The sequence below is a fragment of the Klebsiella sp. JN_Kp122 genome (assembly GCF_040062085.1).
Lineage (GTDB): Bacteria > Pseudomonadota > Gammaproteobacteria > Enterobacterales > Enterobacteriaceae > Klebsiella > Klebsiella aerogenes.
The window spans coordinates 15,032-32,761 of record NZ_JBEAHW010000034.1; the positions used below are offsets into that span (position 1 = coordinate 15,032).

The following is a 17,730-nucleotide window of genomic DNA, read 5'->3' on the forward strand; positions in this document are numbered from 1 at the left end:
CTATGCTGGAGCTCGATTTTAGCCAGACGTTGGGCAACCACTGCCTCGAAGTGCATGAAACCCTGCCCGCCAGCGGCATTACCGCTATTTTCGGCGTCTCAGGCGCGGGAAAAACCTCATTGATTAATGCTATCAGCGGGCTGACGCAGCCGCAGCAGGGGCGCATTGTGCTCAATGGCCGGGTGCTCAATGACGCGCGACAGCGCATCTGCCTGGCGCCGGAGAAGCGGCGTATCGGTTATGTGTTTCAGGACGCGCGGCTGTTTCCGCACTATAAAGTGCGCGGCAACCTGAAATATGGGATGGCTAAAAGCATGGCCGCGCAATTTGATAAGCTGGTGGCTTTATTGGGCATTGAGCACCTGCTCGAACGGCTGCCCGGTAGTTTGTCCGGCGGGGAAAAACAGCGGGTGGCGATTGGCCGCGCCCTGTTGACCGCGCCGGAATTGCTGCTGCTGGATGAGCCGCTGGCCTCGCTGGATATTCCGCGAAAGCGCGAATTACTCCCCTATTTACAGCGGCTGGCGCGCGAGATCCATATCCCGATGCTGTATGTCAGCCACTCGCTGGATGAAATTCAGCACCTGGCCGATAACGTGCTGGTGCTGGAAGCGGGAAAAGTGAAGGCGTTTGGCGATCTCGAAACGGTGTGGAGCAGCAGCGTGATGCATCCGTGGCTGCCGCAGGAGCAGCAGAGCACGATTCTTAACGTCTCGGTGATCGCGCAGCATCCGCAATATGCAATGACTGCGCTGGCGCTGGGCGATCAGCAACTATGGGTTAATCAGCTGGCGCGGGAGCCGGGCGAAGCGGCGCGTATTCGTATTCAGGCGTCGGATGTGTCGCTGGTGCTGGAGCATCCGCGACAAACCAGTATCCGGAATATTCTGCGCGCGCAGGTCGTTAGCTGTGTGGAAACCAACGGTCAGATTGAGGTACAGCTTACGGTCAGCGGCAAAACGCTATGGGCGCGAATTAGCCCGTGGGCGCGGGATGACCTGGGTGTCAGCCCAGGCCAGTGGCTATATGCGCAAATTAAGAGCGTATCGATCGCAGCCTGATTACAGCAAGTTACGATTGATAAAGTCGGCGATGCTGGTGGTTTCGTTTTCGCCAATCACCACCTTCGCCCGCGCTTTGACTTCTTCAACCGCGTTACCCATCGCCACGCCGGTCCCGACGGCTTCCAGCATGCTGAGGTCGTTGTAGTTATCGCCAAAGGCGATAACGTCCTGCATGGATAATCCTTGCGCGGCGACCCACTGCGCCAGGCGCTTGCCTTTGCTATTGCCGGCGCGGGCAATATCCACCTGATCGTGCCACGACCATTCACATTCCAGGCCCAGCTTCTGGCCGACGGTCTGCGCGAAGGCCTGCAGTTTCGGGATATTTTCGTCGGTAAGGGCGAATTTCCAAACCGCTTGTACTTCACGCGCCGCCTGTGCCAGAGAATCCACCTGGGTGAAAACCGGGCGCTGTTCAACCGGCAGCGACTGCGCCCAGTTAGTGGTGCGGATCACATGGCCGGTCGGACGTTCATAAAGCATGGCGTCATCGACGTACATCAGACCGTGAATATCGTGTTCGGCGAGCATGTTGGTGAGGCTGAGGGCCTTATCCACCGGCATCGGATCGGCTTCGAGAACCTTTTTTGCATGATAATCATACAAATAGGTACCATTACAACAAATTGCAGGTGTATCGAGAGCCAGTGCCTGATAAAAAGGATGGATAGCGACGTGATGTCGGCCGGTTACGACGATCACCTGATATCCAGCCTCCCGGGCGCGAGCCAGCGCATCGAGCGACGCCGGAAGAATCGTTTTTTTCGAGGTCAGTAGGGTGCCGTCTAAATCGAGGGCGATCACGCGTGAGGTCATGAGTTGGTTCCGGTAAATGGTGAAAAAGAGTCTGCCATGATGGTACACGGCTTCGTCTCAGGGGCAAATTTTTCAGCATCTACCGTTAAAAGCGTCTATACCATTCATCGTTGCGCCGCGCGCCGGATGAAATGTATAACGATGTCCACGAGCAGTTTCACGAGCAGTGAGGAAAGGAGTAGTCATGAAACAAACCGTATATACCGCCAGCCCGGAGAGCCATCAGATTCACGTCTGGAGCCTCAATGCTGAGGGAAATCTGACATTGGTTCAGGTTGTTGATGCCCCGGGCCAGGTGCAGCCGATGGTGGTAAGCCCGAACAAAGAGTATCTCTATGTCGGCGTGCGTCCGGAGTTTCGCGTCCTGGCTTACCGCATTGCGCCAGATAATGGCGCGCTGACTTTCGCCGGCGAAGCCGCGCTGCCGGGGAGCCCGACGCATATCTCCACCGACCATCAGGGCCGTTTTGTTTTCAGCGCATCCTACAATCAGGGCTGCGTGAGCGTGACGCCATTGATTGACGGCCTGCCGGGCGAAACGGTCACCGTCGTCGAGGGACTGGAGGGCTGCCACTCGGCCAATATTTCACCGGACAACCGCACGCTATGGGTACCGGCGCTGAAGCAGGATCGTATTTGCCTGTTTAATCTGAGCGATGACGGCTATCTGGCCGCGCAGGAGCCGGCGGAAGTTACTACCGTGGAAGGCGCCGGTCCGCGGCATATGGTGTTCCATCCGAACCAGCAGTATGGCTACTGCGTGAACGAGCTGAACAGCTCCGTTGACGTGTGGGAGCTTAAAGATCCGCACGGGAAAATTGAGTGCGTACAGACGCTGGATATGATGCCGCCAGATTTTACCGGCGTGCGTTGGGCTGCGGATATCCATATTACGCCGGATGGCCGTCATCTTTATGCCTGCGATCGTACCGCCAGCATTATCACCATCTTTAGCGTTTCTGAAGACGGTAGCGTACTGTCTATTGAAGGCTACCAGCCGACCGAAGCGCAGCCGCGCGGCTTTAATCTCGATCACAGCGGTAAGTATCTGATTGCCGCCGGGCAGAAATCGCATCATATCGCGGTTTATGAAATTGCCGGCGAGCAGGGGCTGTTAAAAGAGAAAGGGCGTTATGCCGTTGGTCAGGGCCCTATGTGGGTAGTGGTTAACGCGCATTAATTTGCTATTGATAGAAAAAAACCTCGCGCCGGCGAGGTTTTTTTATTCGGACTGACAGCTTTAAATATCATCCATCGTATAGCCGACGACAATTTCCAGCGTCTTGCGAATCACATCCGCGGTAACCACGTTATCGGTGGTTTCCAGCGCATTGATCAACCATAAAATAAGCGCCTTATTGCTCAGATGCCCATCTGAGCTGAGGATACTGTCGATTGCCAGCGACATTACCGCAGATTCATCGACTAATTTATCTCCGGCGCTGCGGAAATATTCTGAGAGCGCTGTATCCTGCAGTCCTGCGTAAATATCTGATTGCTGATGCATAGTCTGTCTCATCATATTCTCACTTGTTTATTAAACTTGTTCGGGGATCAGTGTATTTTTTTGCCCGTCGGTTCGACGTTACTATCCACAACAACGGCTCTGTTTTCCCACTGGCCGTTAATCTTTTTAATGACCGGCGCGTGATTACCGCGCGTCGTGAGTCTGACGCTAATTTCATCGATAACGGCAATAATTGCATTCCTTCGCTGGCGGTTCGTTTCCGCTGCCTGCATTAACCGAAGTTTGACTAGCAGCGTCGGAATATTAATTGGCCGGTTTGTTTTAAGAAGAGATAAAACTGCCTCGCCAATAATCTCATCGCTAACCCGATCTGATTGACTGCTTTTCATCATCGTCCCTCTGCATGCCTGGTTGTTCCTGTAGGCCAGGTCAGGTGCAGGCCGACAGTCAGCGTTTACTCCTGACGCTCAAACAGCAGGCCAATCAACGTTTGATAATGATTTTCTTCTTCCGGGGCTCGTGCGACGTCAAGACGGCTCAGTAACTTGGTGCAAAGCGCTTTGCGGTTTAAATGCCGCCCTTCGGTGAGAATGTCCATCACGATTTCGCCCAGCGTCTCCTGCTGAGAAGGTAACGATGCTTTGTTGAAATACTGGGCTATCGCGTTCGCTGTATCTGGAATGTAACCATTCTGCTGCATATGCGCTCCTTTAATTTCACTCATCTGTTAACTGTGAGTAAACTTATACAATAATTTGTAACTTGTACATAGTGTATTGCGCAATAAATCGTGCCTAGAGTATAGTTGATTGAAAATTATTGATAAATTTGTTGTTTTTTTATTTTGTGTAAAATTGCAATGAGGGTTTTAAGCGTGACGGATTGTACAAGATTATGCGGCATGGCGGCGTTGTGTGTTCAATTTTTGTTAATATAAATACTTGTTTCGCAAGACGTATCGAACAGTAACTGCTACTGTGAATGCTTATACCTCTCATCTGGAACCGCTATGCTCACCACCATCATTTATCGCAGCCATATCTGCGACGATGTCTCATTCAAATCGCTCGAGTCGATGGTTGCTGCGGCTAACGAGAGAAATGGTCAGGCGGATGTCACCGGTATTTTACTTTTTAACGGTACGCATTTTTTCCAACTCATTGAGGGACCGGAAGAAAACGTACAGCAAATCTATCGACATATTTGCGCCGACCCGCGTCATTACAATCTGGTGGAGCTTTTGTGCGATTACGCGCCGGCTCGCCGCTTTGGTAAGGTCGGCATGGAGCTGTTTGATTTAAGGGAACACGATCGCGACGCGGTACTACAGAACGTGCTGGATAAGGGGACGACAAAATATCAGCTGACTTACGACGACCGGGCGCTGCATTTTTTCCGTACCTTTGTCGAAGCGACGGAAAAAGAGAATTATTATGAAATTCCGTCAGCTGATAGCTGGGATTTTACTGCTGATGAGAGTACGTTTTATCCGGCCGTACCTTGTATCGACGGCGCTGAATCATGCTGTTTTGCTTTTCAGCCGGTGGTTGACCCCTTTGCCTGCGAAATAATCTCCTGGGAAGCGCTGCTGCGTACCGTTGACGGAGAACCGCCCGCAGCCTATTTTGCCGGTTTGTCAGGCGATGAGATTTACGTCGCGGATCTGCAAAGTAAACGGGTTGCGCTGGCCATTGCCGGTAAGTTAGGCCTGCGTGAACGTACGCTGACCATCAATCTACTGCCGATGACGCTGGTGAAAGTGGCGGATGCGGTGCCATTCCTGCTAACGGAAATTCAGCGCAACGATTTGATTCCGGAACAAATTATTGTTGAATTCACCGAGCGTGAAGTGATTTCGCGAATGGATGAGTTTACCGATGCCGTACGCAAATTGAAGGGGGCGGGAATTCGCGTCGCTATCGATCACTTTGGCGCCGGTTTTGCCGGGCTATCGCTGCTGGCGCAATATCAACCGGATCGAATTAAAATTGACCAACAGCTGATCCGCAACATCCATCGTGATGGGCCGCGTCAGGCTATCGTGCAGGCGATTATTAAATGCTGCCACTCGCTGGAAATTGCCGTATCGGTGGTTGGCGTTGAGCAGGCGGAGGAGTGGATGTGGCTGGAGGCGGCGGGTATTTCTCATTTCCAGGGAAATCTGTTTGCCAGCCCGCGACTGGGTGGTCTGCCGGCTATCGCCTGGCCGGGGAAAATATGATCCCTCCTGGGATAGCGTAAACATACTTTCATCCTTTTTCCCGCACGCTGTGAGCTGCAATCTGATATCTTTATCTGTACAAGAAAAGAGAGTTGTACAGTATGCCTAAATTCGTTAGTTTAGGCGCTAAAGTATCAGGTTGAGATAAGGCGGCTTATGGCTTTTTACAGTATCGGTGAAGTAGCCGAGCGTTGCGGAATCAATCCGGTCACCCTTCGAGCCTGGCAGCGGCGTTACGGTTTGCTGAAACCGCAGCGTAGCGAAGGCGGGCACCGTCAGTTTGATGAAGAAGATATTCAGCGAATCGAAGAAATTAAGCGCTGGATAGAACGTGGCGTTTCAGTGGGCAAGGTGAAAGCGCTGCTGGAAGGCCAGCTACCTGCCGCCCGTGATGAATCCGCACAGTTGCAGGAAGAGATGATGAGTATCCTGCGCTATATGCAGCCGGCCAAAATCCGCGCCAAAATCACCGCATTAAGTCATCAGCATCCCGTCGACACCCTGCTTGATAGCCTGTTCGCGCCGGTGCGCCAGCGGCTAAAACTCGATCAAAACACCTCGATGGTCATCAGCAGCATGTTGGATGGCATATTGATTGATTGCGTGGCGCTGTTTTTAGCGGAATCGCGTAAAAAAAATGGCAAGGAGACGCTGCTGGTGGGGTGGGGGAATGAAGACCGCACCGGCCTATGGCTGGAAGCCTGGCGTCTTTCGCAACGCGGTTGGCATGTTAACGTGCTGGCGGAACCGTTAGAATCTCCCCGCCCGGAGCTGTTTCCTGGACAACATATTTTCGTCTGGACCGGGCGCCCCGCCTCGCCGCTGCAACTGGAGCTGCTGGGCCACTGGCAGGAACAGGGCTTTAGTATTCACTTCCACGGTAACGAATAAAAAAACCTGCCTTGCAAGTGAGGCAGGTTGCTGTTTGCTTACGTCGCGCGTGCTCACAGATGGATTTGACTCCAGGACTTAAATGTTTCGCTACGGCTGATATTAAAGAAATCGGTCCTGCCGCTGCAGCCCAGTTTTTTTATCAGATTCAAACGGATTTGATAAATTGTCTTAATATGCAAGTTTAGCGAGCGACCAATACTGGCAATGGCTTCGCCATTACTGATGAGCTGAATGACCTTCTTTTCTCGCTCGGTAAACTGTATCAGTTCGCCAGGAGAAGTATGCGATTTATAATAACGGGTCGGTTGATTGAGAAATGTTTTTAATTCAGCAGGGGTCGATCTGGCGGGGATGCGTAACATTGGCAGTTCGCTAAGGAAATTAAGATCGTTGCCTTCAGTTAATAAAATAAAAATCGTTTCCCGACGATTATATTTGTGTTGCAACACCGAGAAATAGCTATCGCTGGTGAAGAAAACATGCTTTTTGCGAAAGCAACTTTCTGGCAGCGTGCGCAGAATAAGGCTGATACCACTCATCAGAAAGTGGTTGTCAATCCACAGGTCATAGCGTTCGGAACAAATGTGCGTGTGTTTACTGAACATTTTGGTCTCCACGAAGCGGATGGACGAATTAATGACGAATACCACAGCGCAGAATATCCAGCGCCTGTAAATAGATATCAGCAAGTATTTCATTACTTTCTATTTGTAACCGTTGATTAATCTCACTAATTAATTGAAGATCGTCAACGGTTTTATTTTCCTGTAATAAGCTATTTTCTATGTTTTTCAGCAATGCGCAGTTAGCTATAAACTGCACAGGGATCGTATTTTTGATATGCATAAGCCTGAATCTCCCACGCGATAAATAAAAGCCGCTGGCGTAAACGATTTGCACATCGTTTACGCCAAAACATTGCGGACAGGCAACGGTAAAACAGGAACCACCTCAAAATAACCGCGGCGTTGGCGCAGACTGCTGACCCGAGCGCGCGCGTAAAATCGAGCTACCCGTCAACTATAGACGCTCAGAGGAAAGTTGTACAAATTTCTATGGAATAATTTGTACAAATTAGCGGTTAGTGAATGTGTTTTTAATTATGTTATTGATATATATGTTTTTTATTCTCATGTTTCTTGTACAGACAAGGCGGTAAATCTCTCTGAAAAACGACGAATGCTCTCTGCGCGGGGTTATACTTGTCTGCCAGGAAAGAGAAAAAGGAGGATATGCGATGAAACTATGGCCAATTCTGACCGGGGTTGCGGTATCGCTGGCGTTGGTCGCCTGTAAAACCCCAACGCCACCTCAAGGGGTAAAACCGATAAACCATTTTGACGCCAGCCGTTATCTGGGGCGCTGGTATGAAGTCGCGCGTCTGGAAAACCGTTTTGAACGAGGTCTGGAGCAGGTGACGGCAACCTACAGTATGCGTGACGACGGCGGCATTCGCGTACTCAATCGAGGATTTGACCCGCGCAACAAACGCTGGCGCGAGAGCGAGGGCAAAGCCTATTTTACCGGCGCTTCCACCACGGCAGCGCTGAAAGTCTCTTTCTTCGGCCCCTTCTATGGCGGGTATAACGTGATCGCGCTCGACGAGGACTACCAGTACGCGCTGGTAAGCGGTCCAAACCGCGACTATTTATGGCTGCTTTCGCGCACCCCGGATATTCCGTCCCACATTCGACAGCAGTACCTTGCCCTGGCCGCTGAGCTCGGTTTTGCGGTAAACAAACTGGTGTGGGTGCCGCAGGCGAAGGCTTAAACTATCGCCTGCTGCAGGGCGCGCGCCGCGTCGGTGAGCGCGGGCCGATAATATTACTGTTTCGGAGCGGCAACCACAAAACTGCCTACGCCGCGGTTGTTATATTCCCACATGCGGTTGAAGCTATTGTCGTTAAGGTTACGCTGCGGGTTGCCTTTGTCATCCTGCGCGCCAACATTACCGCTGAAGGCGCGATTAGAACCGACCGCCGCCGCCCACGGTTGAGCAATGTTAAAGCCTTCATTGATGACGCTATCGCGAATCACCACCTGGCCATTGCTGTTGCCGTCGACGTCCAGCGCGCGGCCCAGCTGCGCGACGTTATCGCCGGAAGCGGTGAAGCGGCTGTTGGTCGCCAGGAAGCCGTAGGTTACGCTTTTCAGCGTTGCCGGCGCGAAAACGTAGGCTTCTTTCTGCGTACGCGAATTCACGACGCGGAAATCGGTATTATCGAATACCACCGCGCCGCGACCGGAAACGATATCCACATCGCCTTCAATATAGCTATTGGTCACCAGCGTGCGGGTCTGACGGTTGTCCTGCAGACGGTTCTGCACGCCGCTATTGGTCACAAAGAAGGTGTTCTGGCGGCCAAGAATGTTGACCTTGTTGATCTGCACCTGGTCGCCATCGCTGCGCAAGGCCACTGCCTGATGGGTACCGGCATCGACGCTGTCGCCGAGATTGTTGGCGATGGTCAGGTTCTGCAGCTGCAGGCCATTATTCTGCGACCAGAAGACCGCGGAACACATCACGCCGACGGTGGCGGCGGATTTGCTCTGGCAGCTGTCGAACATATACCACGCGGGCTTGCCTGGCATGTATTTGCCGCCCGGATTGACCAGATGACGCCAGCTATTGCGGTCCATTTCGGAATCAATCGCTTCGCTGATTTTGACGTCGGCAGGGTTTTCACCGGTACCATAAATCGTCAGCGCGCCCGGCGCGGCAGGCACGTAGACAGTGCCCGCATATTCGCCTGGCATAACGGCGATGAACAGGCGACGGGCAGAGTGACGGGCAATCGCCGCATCGACCGCGGCCTGAATAGTCGTGTGGGTCACGCCCTGAGCACCCGCCGGGCCGACGATGAAATCAGGCTGCGCCGGCAGGCTGATAGCGGATGGCGTCCACGCGGCGGCATTCGGCGTCAGCGACTGAAAATAGGCCGCTTGAGTGAAGTTTTTCGCTTCATCGGCGCTAAGAATCGGCCGTGCGGTATTGCCCGGTGCAGTCTGCGTTGAGGGCTTTTGATCGGCAGGCGTCGAGCTACAGGCGGACAGCGTCACGCCGAAGGCCAGCGCCAGCGCCAGACGGGAAACGGAATATGTGTTCATGTTGCTCCGGGCGATAATATGCAAAGTTACATACCCTTTGTGCGTGACAGGGTATAAGTCCTTTAAAACCTGCTGTTTTATACTAACTTGAACGAAACGGGAAGATGCCAGTTCAAAAACTTCACTTCTTTACGCAACGCGAAGCGCTGATGGAACGTCTTTAGTCACAAAAAAATAACATTTACCCGCGCTTTTATTGACATTACCGGCGTTATGAAAATAAATGTCTATACAACCCATGACAAGTTGAATGCTATGACTGAAGCCACCTCTGAACTCGTTATCTGGCGAAACGCGCGTCTCGCCACTTTGAATCCTGATTCTTCTCAACCATACGGCCTGCTGGAGCGCCATGCGCTGCTGGTGCGTAACGGCCGTATCGAGGCGATCGTCGACGACGCTGACGCCCCGGCGGGGCGTCGTATCGACCTCGAAGGCCGGCTGCTGACGCCGGGTCTCATTGACTGCCACACGCACCTGATTTTTGGCGGCAGCCGGGCGCAGGAGTGGGAGCAGCGGCTGAACGGCGTGTCGTATCAAACCATCAGCGCCAACGGCGGCGGCATTAACTCCACCGTGCGCGCCACGCGCGAAAGCAGCGAAGCTGAACTACTGGCGCTGGCGCAGCCGCGTCTGGAGCGCCTTCTGCGTGAAGGGGTGACAACACTGGAGATTAAATCAGGCTACGGTCTCGATCTGCAAAACGAACGCAAAATGCTGCGGGTCGCCCGACAACTGGCTGACGACAATGGCGTGGAACTGTCGGCGACGCTGCTCTCCGCCCACGCCACGCCGCCGGAATATCATGGCGACGCCGATGGCTATATCTCGCTGGTCTGCGAGACCATACTGCCGACGCTGTGGCAAGAGGGGCTGTTTGAAAGCGTTGACGTCTTCTGTGAAAACGTCGGCTTCAGTCCACAGCAAACCGAGCGCGTATTTCAGGCCGCGCAGGCGCTGGGCATTCCGGTAAAAGGCCACGTTGAGCAGCTCTCGTCACTGGGCGGCGCACAACTGGTGAGCCGCTATCATGGGCTTTCCGCCGACCATATCGAGTATCTGACGGAAGAGGGCGTGGCTGCGATGCGCGAAAGCGGCACCGTGGCAGCCCTGCTCCCCGGCGCGTTCTACTTCCTCAATGAAACCCGCAAACCGCCGGTGGAACTGCTGCGCAAGTACCAGGTGCCGATGGCGGTGGCGACCGATTTCAACCCGGGCACCAGCCCCTTCGCTAGCCTGCATCTGGCGATGAACATGGCCTGCGTCAAGTTTGGTTTAACGCCGGAAGAGGCCTGGGCCGGGGTGACTCGCCATGCCGCGCGGGCGCTGGGGCGACAGGAGAGCCATGGTCAGCTGGCGGCGGGCTTTGTCGCAAACTTCGCTATCTGGGATGCCGAGCATCCGGTCGAGATGGTGTATGAGCCGGGGCGCGCGCCGCTCTGGGGGCGCGTGGTACGAGGAGAACTGCAATGATGCTGTGGCAAGCTACCCCCGCGAACCTTTGGCAGGGGCGTGATGATAGCGCGGAGGCGCCCAATGCGCTGCGCCTGTTCCAGACCATCGCCCGCGCGGAACGCTTCGCGCCGCAGGAGATGCCTGGCGATATCGCGCTGCTCGGCTTCGCCTGCGACGAAGGCGTACGGCGTAATAAAGGGCGCACCGGCGCCGGACATGGTCCGGAAACGCTACGCCGGGCGTTGGCCAATATGGCCAGCCATCAGGGCCATGACCGCTGCGTGGATATGGGCACGATTAGCGTCGACGGTGAACAGTTAGAAGCCGCGCATCAGGCGCTGCGCGAGGCGGTGGCCGCCTGTCAACGTGCCGGCAAACGCACGCTGGTGCTGGGCGGCGGTCACGAGACGGCCTTCGGCCACGGCGCTGGGGTACTGGACGCCTTCCCGGGCGAAAAAGTGGGCATTATTAATCTCGATGCGCATCTGGATTTACGCTTTGCCGAATGCGCCAGTTCCGGGACGCCGTTCCGCCAGCTGGCGCTGGAGTGTGAAGCGCAGCAGCGAGGTTTTCACTATACCTGCATCGGGGTTAGCCGGGCGGCGAACACCCAGGCGCTATGGGATGAAGCAGCGCGCCGCCAGGTGGCTATCGTTGAAGATCTGGAGGTGCTGGCAGCCTTCGAAACACGCGTGTTGCCGGAGCTTGAGCGCAATATCGCGCAATTCGACCGTCTGTATCTGACTATCGATCTCGACGTGCTACCGGCGCGCGAAATGCCGGCGGTTTCCGCGCCGGCGGCGCTGGGCGTGCCGCTGGCGACCCTGCTGCGGATCGTTGAGCCGTTGTGCCGCAGCGGTAAGCTACAGGCGGTGGATTTGGTCGAGTTTAATCCGCAATTTGACATCGACGGACAGGGCGCCCGCGCGGCGGCCCGTCTGGCATGGCAAATCGCCCATTGGTGGCGCTAGCGATCCGCGCTATTATTTTCGTTTCGCCGCTCCGCTTATTACGCATAAGGAAAGCCAGGCCATGTTTGCACAACAACCTCGTTCCGCGCCCGCGCCTTTCTATGAAAAGGTGAAGCAGGCGATCAGCGAAAAGATCCACCGCGGCGAGTGGCGTCCGCACGACCGAATTCCCTCGGAGGCTGAACTGGTCGCCCAGTTCGGCTTCAGCCGCATGACCATCAACCGCGCGCTGCGTGAGCTGACGGATGAAGGCTTGCTGGTGAGGCTACAGGGCGTCGGTACCTTCGTCGCTGAGCCGAAAGGCCAGTCGGCGCTATTTGAAGTGCGCAGCATTGCCGATGAGATTGCCTCCCGCCGTCACCAGCACCGCTGTGAGGTGCTGCTTTTAGAGGAGACCGAAGCGGATGTTATCCAGGCGGAGGCGCTCAACGTCGCCGAAGGCACGCGTATCTTTCATTCGCTGATGGTGCATTTTGAAAATGATGTCCCGGTACAAATTGAAGACCGCTGCGTCAATGCCGCGGTGGTGCCAGACTATCTATTACAGGATTACACCGCCACCACGCCGCATGATTATCTGTCGCTGATTGCGCCGTTAACCGAAGGCGAACATATCGTCGAGGCGGTGCAGGCGACGTCAGAAGAGTGCGCGCTGCTGCGCATTCTGCCGCACGATCCCTGCCTGCTTATTCGCCGCCGCACCTGGTCGACGACGCATATTGTCTCACACGCTCGCCTGCTGTTTCCCGGCGCGCGCTACCGTCTGCAGGGCCATTTCAGCTCGTAATTCTCCCTGGCGTCAGCAAAACGTGATTGCTGACGCAATATAACAAAATTGTATCATTTCTGTTAAATCCTGGCTTGCGTAGAGTTGTATAGACAAGTATATGTATCTACGTACACAACGTTAATTGTCAGGAGAAACCCCGATGTCGCAAAGCAAATATCGCCAGCTGGACGTACGTGCCCCGAGAGGCACGACGCTTACCGCCAAGAGCTGGTTGACCGAAGCGCCGCTGCGTATGTTAATGAACAACCTCGATCCCGATGTCGCCGAAAACCCGCATGAGCTGGTGGTCTATGGCGGTATTGGTCGCGCTGCGCGCAACTGGGAATGCTATGACGCTATCGTGAAGGCGCTGAAAAACCTGGAAAGCGATGAGACCCTGCTGGTGCAGTCCGGCAAACCGGTCGGCGTATTTAAAACGCATGAAAACTCGCCGCGCGTGCTGATCGCTAACTCCAACCTGGTCCCGCACTGGGCCACCTGGGAACACTTCAACGAACTGGATGCCAAAGGGTTGGCAATGTACGGCCAGATGACCGCCGGCAGCTGGATCTACATCGGTAGCCAGGGCATCGTACAGGGCACCTACGAAACCTTCGTCGAAGCCGGTCGCCAGCACTATCAGGGCAGCCTGAAAGGTCGCTGGGTGTTAACCGCCGGTCTGGGTGGCATGGGCGGTGCGCAGCCGCTGGCTGCGACGCTGGCAGGCGCCTGCTCGCTGAACATTGAATGCCAGCAGAGCCGCATCGATTTCCGTCTGCGTACCCGCTACGTGGATGAACAGGCCACTTCTCTGGATGACGCCCTGGCGCGCATCAAAAAATACACCGCCGAAGGCCGCGCTATCTCCATCGCGCTGTGCGGCAACGCCGCGGATATCGTTCCGGAACTGGTGAAACGCGGCGTGCGCCCGGATATGGTCACCGACCAGACCAGCGCCCACGACCCGCTGCACGGCTATCTGCCGAAAGGATGGAGCTGGGAGGAGTATCAGCAGAAAGCCGAATCCGATCCGCAAGGCACTATCCTGGCGGCGAAACGCTCGATGGCCGACCACGTTCAGGCGATGCTGGCCTTTAATGAAATGGGCGTACCGACCTTCGACTACGGCAACAACATCCGCCAGATGGCGCAGGAAATGGGCGTCAGCAACGCCTTCGATTTCCCGGGCTTCGTGCCGGCGTATATCCGTCCGCTGTTCTGCCGCGGTATCGGCCCGTTCCGTTGGGTAGCGCTGTCCGGCGATCCGCAGGATATCTACAAAACCGACGCGAAGGTGAAAGAGATCATTAAAGATGATAAGCATCTGCACCACTGGCTGGATATGGCGCGCGAGCGCATCAGCTTCCAGGGACTGCCGGCGCGTATCTGCTGGGTAGGTCTGGAGTGGCGGCAGAAGCTGGGGCTGGCCTTTAACGAAATGGTGCGTAGCGGCGAAGTCTCCGCGCCGATCGTGATTGGCCGCGATCACCTTGATTCCGGCTCCGTCGCCAGCCCGAACCGCGAAACCGAAGCCATGCGCGACGGCTCGGATGCGGTATCTGACTGGCCGTTGCTCAACGCACTGCTTAACACCGCCAGCGGCGCGACCTGGGTGTCGCTGCACCACGGCGGCGGCGTAGGCATGGGCTTCTCGCAGCACTCCGGGATGGTTATCGTCTGTGATGGTACCGATGAAGCGGCGGCGCGTATCGCTCGCGTCCTGCATAACGACCCGGCGACCGGCGTAATGCGTCATGCCGACGCGGGTTACGATATCGCCATTGAATGCGCGGTGGAACAGGGTCTGAATCTTCCGATGGTTGCGGCAACGCAGGGGAACGCTAAATGAAATCTTTAACGCTAATTCCGGGGCAACTGAGCCTGTCGCAGCTCCGCGACGTTTACAGCCACCCGCTGAACATTACCCTCGATAGCAGCGCGTTTGCCGCGATTGATGAGAGCGTGGCCTGCGTTAACGCCATCCTTGCCGAAGGGCGGACCGCCTACGGTATCAACACCGGTTTTGGCCTGCTGGCGCAGACCCGTATCTCGACGGAAGATCTGGAGAACCTGCAACGTTCGCTGGTGCTATCCCATGCGGCAGGCGTTGGCGAGCCGCTGGACGATGACCTGGCGCGCCTGATTATGGTGCTGAAGATTAACAGCCTGTCCCGCGGTTTCTCCGGGATCCGCCTGAGCGTGATCCAGGCGCTGATTGGTCTGGTCAATGCCGGCGTGACGCCGTGGATCCCGGCGAAAGGTTCCGTCGGCGCCTCCGGCGACCTCGCGCCGCTGGCGCATATGTCGCTGACGCTGCTTGGCGAAGGCAAAGCGCGGGTACGCGGCGGCGAATGGCTGCCGGCGACGGAAGCGTTACGTCAGGCGGGGCTGGAGCCGATTACCCTGGCGGCGAAAGAAGGTCTGGCGCTGCTGAACGGCACCCAGGCGTCGACGGCCTTTGCGCTGCGCGGCCTGTTCGAAGCCGAGGATCTGTTCGCCTCCGCGGTCGTTTGCGGGGCGTTAACCACCGAAGCGGCGCTGGGTTCGCGTCGTCCGTTCGATGCGCGTATTCACGAGGTGCGCGGCCAGCGTGGTCAGATTGATGCGGCGGCGCTGTATCGCCACCTGTTGACCGATGACAGCGCGATTTCGCAGTCGCACCATAACTGCGCCAAGGTGCAGGATCCGTACTCTCTGCGCTGTCAGCCGCAGGTGATGGGCGCCTGCCTGACGCAGATTCGTCAGGCGGCGGAAGTACTGTTAGCCGAAGCGAACGCGGTCTCCGATAACCCGCTGGTCTTTGCCGCCGAAAATGACGTCATCTCCGGCGGTAACTTCCATGCCGAACCGGTAGCGATGGCGGCGGATAATATCGCACTGGCGATCGCGGAAATCGGCTCGCTCTCCGAGCGTCGTATCGCGCTGATGATGGACAGCCATATGTCGCAGCTGCCGCCGTTCCTCGTGAAAAATGGCGGCGTCAACTCCGGCTTTATGATAGCCCAGGTCACGGCGGCGGCTTTAGCCAGTGAAAACAAAGCGCTGTCGCACCCGCATAGCGTTGACAGCCTGCCCACCTCCGCGAACCAGGAAGACCACGTCTCGATGGCGCCGGCTGCCGGTCGTCGCCTGTGGGCGATGGCGGAAAACACCCGCGGGGTGCTGGCCGTTGAGTGGCTGGCGGCGGCGCAGGGGCTGGATATGCGCGAAGGGCTGACCACCAGTCCGCTGCTGGAAGAGGCGCGTCATCTGCTGCGCGAACGCGTGCCGCATTATACCCAAGACCGTTTCTTCGCTCCTGATATTGAAAATGCCACCGAGCTTTTGGCCGCACGTCACCTGACGCGTCTGCTGCCTGCCGTATTGCCTGGCCTGAATTAATCACCGTTGTTCTCTGTACCCGCGTCGGGGGGATGTCATCCCCCCGGCCGTCCTACATCGCATATTTGTCGTCATATAAAAAAACCAGGACACCTGTATATGCAACAACAACACAAACCGCATCTGCTGCGCGGGCTGAATGCCCGACACATTCGTTTTATTGCGCTCGGTTCCGCTATCGGCACCGGGCTGTTCTACGGTTCGGCCTCCGCCATTAAGGCGGCGGGTCCGGCGGTGCTGCTGGCCTATCTGATCGGCGGCGCGGCGGTCTTTATGGTCATGCGCGCGCTGGGTGAAATGGCGGTGCGCAATCCGGTTTCCGGCTCCTTCGGCAGCTACGCTCGCCAGTATCTCGGGCCGCTGGCCGGATTTATTACCGGCTGGACCTACACCTTTGAAATGGTGATCGTGGCGCTGGCCGACGTCACCGCATTCGGTATCTATATGGGGTTGTGGTACCCCGATGTGCCGCGCTGGATCTGGATCCTCAGCATCATCTTCTTTATTGGCGCGATGAACCTGTGCAACGTGCGGGTGTTCGGCGAGATGGAGTTCTGGCTGTCGCTGATTAAAGTGGTGGCGATTATCGCTATGATGGCGGCGGGCGCGGGGATTATTTTCTTTGGCTTTGGCCATAGTTTCCCGGCCACTGGGCTGGAAAATCTGTGGAGCCACGGCGGCTTTGCGCCAAATGGCTGGCAGGGGATCATCGCCTCGCTTGGCATCGTGATGTTCGCTTTCGGCGGTGTAGAGATTATCGGCGTCACGGCGGCGGAAGCGCAGAACCCGAAGAAGGTCATCCCGCAGGCCATCAACACCATTCCGCTGCGTATTATTCTGTTTTACGTCTGCACCCTGGCGGTGCTGATGGCGATCTTCCCGTGGAATAGTTTTGGTGAGCAGGGCAGTCCGTTTGTGCTGATCTTTGATGGCCTCGGGATCCCGGCGGCGGCGACCGTGCTGAATATCATCGTGATTAGCGCCAGTATCTCGGCGATTAACAGCGATATTTTTGGCGCCGGGCGCATGATGTACGGTATGTCAAAAGAGGGGCTTGCGCCGAAGTGCTTCCAGCGGATCGCCAGCAACGGCGTACCCTGGATGACGGTTGTGGTGATGGGCGTGGCGCTGCTGGTGGCGGTGGTGCTTAACTATCTGATGCCGGAACAGGTCTTTGTCCTGATTGCCTCGCTGGCGGCGTTCGCCACCGTCTGGGTGTGGCTGATGATCCTGCTCTCTCATTTCTCGATGCGCCGCGGTTTGTCGGCCGAAGAGCGCAGTAAGATCGAATTCCCGATCCCCTTCTGGCCGGTTGGCCCGCTGTTGACGCTACTGTTTATGGGGCTGGTGATCGCCGTGCTGGGAATGGTGGAAGAGACGCGCGTGGCGCTGTTAGCCGGGCTGGTCTGGCTGGGGCTGCTGACGGTGGTGTGGTATGCACGCGTGCGTAAAACCGCGCTGCAGGTGGCCACGGAACAGTAAGGTCAATCTCCCCGGTGGCGCTGCGCTTACCGGGGCTACGTTTGGACCGTAGATACTGTTATCGGTTTGCAACGGTTTTGGTCGGGGAAAACATGTGCTTT

The 17,730-nt window shown here is 56.2% G+C and carries 18 protein-coding genes; 11 read left to right on the forward strand and 7 right to left on the reverse strand.

The annotated features are described in order from the left end of the window. Positions 1 to 2: 2 nt before the first annotated feature. Positions 3 to 1,061, forward strand: a complete 1,059-nt coding sequence (gene modC, locus ABLU78_RS13990) for a molybdenum ABC transporter ATP-binding protein ModC (RefSeq protein ID WP_032705588.1) — start codon at positions 3 to 5, stop codon at positions 1,059 to 1,061. Here the strand turns inward: modC and ABLU78_RS13995 are convergent, their stop codons facing one another. After that, positions 1,062 to 1,880: a pyridoxal phosphatase gene (locus ABLU78_RS13995; RefSeq protein ID WP_032705589.1), complete on the reverse strand. Its 819-nt coding sequence runs from the start codon at positions 1,878 to 1,880 to the stop codon at positions 1,062 to 1,064. Positions 1,881 to 2,064: 184 nt separating this feature from the next. Here ABLU78_RS13995 and pgl point away from each other — a divergent pair, with 184 nt between their 5' ends. Continuing rightward, on the forward strand, positions 2,065 to 3,060 hold the full coding sequence (gene pgl / locus ABLU78_RS14000; protein ID WP_015367640.1) for a 6-phosphogluconolactonase: 996 nt from the start codon (positions 2,065 to 2,067) through the stop codon (positions 3,058 to 3,060). Positions 3,061 to 3,120: 60 nt separating this feature from the next. On the opposite strand, the gene ABLU78_RS14005 is transcribed toward pgl, so the two are convergent. The 3 genes from ABLU78_RS14005 to ycgZ form a co-directional block, all read right to left on the reverse strand. Further along, on the reverse strand, positions 3,121 to 3,387 hold the full coding sequence (locus ABLU78_RS14005; RefSeq protein ID WP_015367639.1) for a biofilm development regulator YmgB/AriR family protein: 267 nt from the start codon (positions 3,385 to 3,387) through the stop codon (positions 3,121 to 3,123). Between the two features lie 47 nt (positions 3,388 to 3,434). Beyond that, a complete protein-coding gene (locus ABLU78_RS14010) occupies positions 3,435 to 3,737 on the reverse strand; it encodes a hypothetical protein (RefSeq protein WP_026612370.1) in 303 nt (100 codons plus the stop codon). Between the two features lie 65 nt (positions 3,738 to 3,802). Next, positions 3,803 to 4,048 carry a regulatory protein YcgZ gene (ycgZ, locus tag ABLU78_RS14015; RefSeq protein ID WP_015367637.1) on the reverse strand — a complete coding sequence of 82 codons (246 nt, stop codon included), beginning with the start codon at positions 4,046 to 4,048 and terminating at the stop codon, positions 3,803 to 3,805. Between the two features lie 309 nt (positions 4,049 to 4,357). Between ycgZ and ABLU78_RS14020 the strand changes: the two genes are divergently transcribed. Continuing rightward, positions 4,358 to 5,569, forward strand: a complete 1,212-nt coding sequence (locus ABLU78_RS14020) for a diguanylate phosphodiesterase (RefSeq protein ID WP_015367636.1) — start codon at positions 4,358 to 4,360, stop codon at positions 5,567 to 5,569. 156 nt (positions 5,570 to 5,725) lie between these two features. Next, positions 5,726 to 6,460, forward strand: a complete 735-nt coding sequence (locus ABLU78_RS14025; protein ID WP_015704784.1) for a MerR family transcriptional regulator — start codon at positions 5,726 to 5,728, stop codon at positions 6,458 to 6,460. Positions 6,461 to 6,513: 53 nt separating this feature from the next. Here ABLU78_RS14025 and ABLU78_RS14030 read toward each other — a convergent pair whose 3' ends face one another. Next, positions 6,514 to 7,068, reverse strand: a complete 555-nt coding sequence (locus ABLU78_RS14030; protein WP_015367634.1) for a helix-turn-helix transcriptional regulator — start codon at positions 7,066 to 7,068, stop codon at positions 6,514 to 6,516. Positions 7,069 to 7,096: 28 nt separating this feature from the next. Continuing rightward, a complete protein-coding gene (locus ABLU78_RS14035; RefSeq protein WP_015367633.1) occupies positions 7,097 to 7,309 on the reverse strand; it encodes a hypothetical protein in 213 nt (70 codons plus the stop codon). A 391-nt stretch (positions 7,310 to 7,700) separates the two neighbouring features. Here ABLU78_RS14035 and blc point away from each other — a divergent pair, with 391 nt between their 5' ends. Beyond that, positions 7,701 to 8,234, forward strand: coding sequence for an outer membrane lipoprotein Blc (gene blc, locus ABLU78_RS14040; protein WP_045360034.1), 534 nt, complete (start codon positions 7,701 to 7,703; stop codon positions 8,232 to 8,234). Between the two features lie 53 nt (positions 8,235 to 8,287). Here the strand turns inward: blc and ABLU78_RS14045 are convergent, their stop codons facing one another. Next, a complete protein-coding gene (locus ABLU78_RS14045) occupies positions 8,288 to 9,571 on the reverse strand; it encodes a putative acyl-CoA thioester hydrolase (protein ID WP_045360032.1) in 1,284 nt (427 codons plus the stop codon). 213 nt (positions 9,572 to 9,784) lie between these two features. Between ABLU78_RS14045 and hutI the strand changes: the two genes are divergently transcribed. The 6 genes from hutI to ABLU78_RS14075 all read left to right on the forward strand — a co-directional run bounded on the left by hutI (position 9,785) and on the right by ABLU78_RS14075 (position 17,629). Further along, on the forward strand, positions 9,785 to 11,044 hold the full coding sequence (gene hutI / locus ABLU78_RS14050; RefSeq protein WP_020079324.1) for an imidazolonepropionase: 1,260 nt from the start codon (positions 9,785 to 9,787) through the stop codon (positions 11,042 to 11,044). After that, positions 11,041 to 11,997, forward strand: coding sequence for a formimidoylglutamase (gene hutG, locus ABLU78_RS14055; RefSeq protein WP_020079323.1), 957 nt, complete (start codon positions 11,041 to 11,043; stop codon positions 11,995 to 11,997). The genes hutI and hutG overlap by 4 nt, the downstream gene beginning before the upstream one ends. A 61-nt stretch (positions 11,998 to 12,058) precedes the next feature. Beyond that, the gene (locus tag ABLU78_RS14060; RefSeq protein WP_015704791.1) at positions 12,059 to 12,784 is read left to right on the forward strand and encodes a histidine utilization repressor; all 726 of its coding nucleotides are present in this window, start codon (positions 12,059 to 12,061) and stop codon (positions 12,782 to 12,784) included. Between the two features lie 142 nt (positions 12,785 to 12,926). After that, positions 12,927 to 14,615: a urocanate hydratase gene (gene hutU / locus ABLU78_RS14065; protein WP_032712917.1), complete on the forward strand. Its 1,689-nt coding sequence runs from the start codon at positions 12,927 to 12,929 to the stop codon at positions 14,613 to 14,615. After that, positions 14,612 to 16,147 (forward strand): histidine ammonia-lyase, encoded by a 1,536-nt coding sequence (hutH, locus tag ABLU78_RS14070; RefSeq protein ID WP_015367622.1) that lies wholly within the window; start codon positions 14,612 to 14,614, stop codon positions 16,145 to 16,147. Before hutU ends, hutH begins: the two co-directional genes overlap by 4 nt. A 99-nt stretch (positions 16,148 to 16,246) precedes the next feature. Beyond that, complete coding sequence (locus ABLU78_RS14075; RefSeq protein WP_015367620.1) at positions 16,247 to 17,629, forward strand: amino acid permease; 1,383 nt, start codon at positions 16,247 to 16,249, stop codon at positions 17,627 to 17,629. Positions 17,630 to 17,730: the final 101 nt, after the last annotated feature.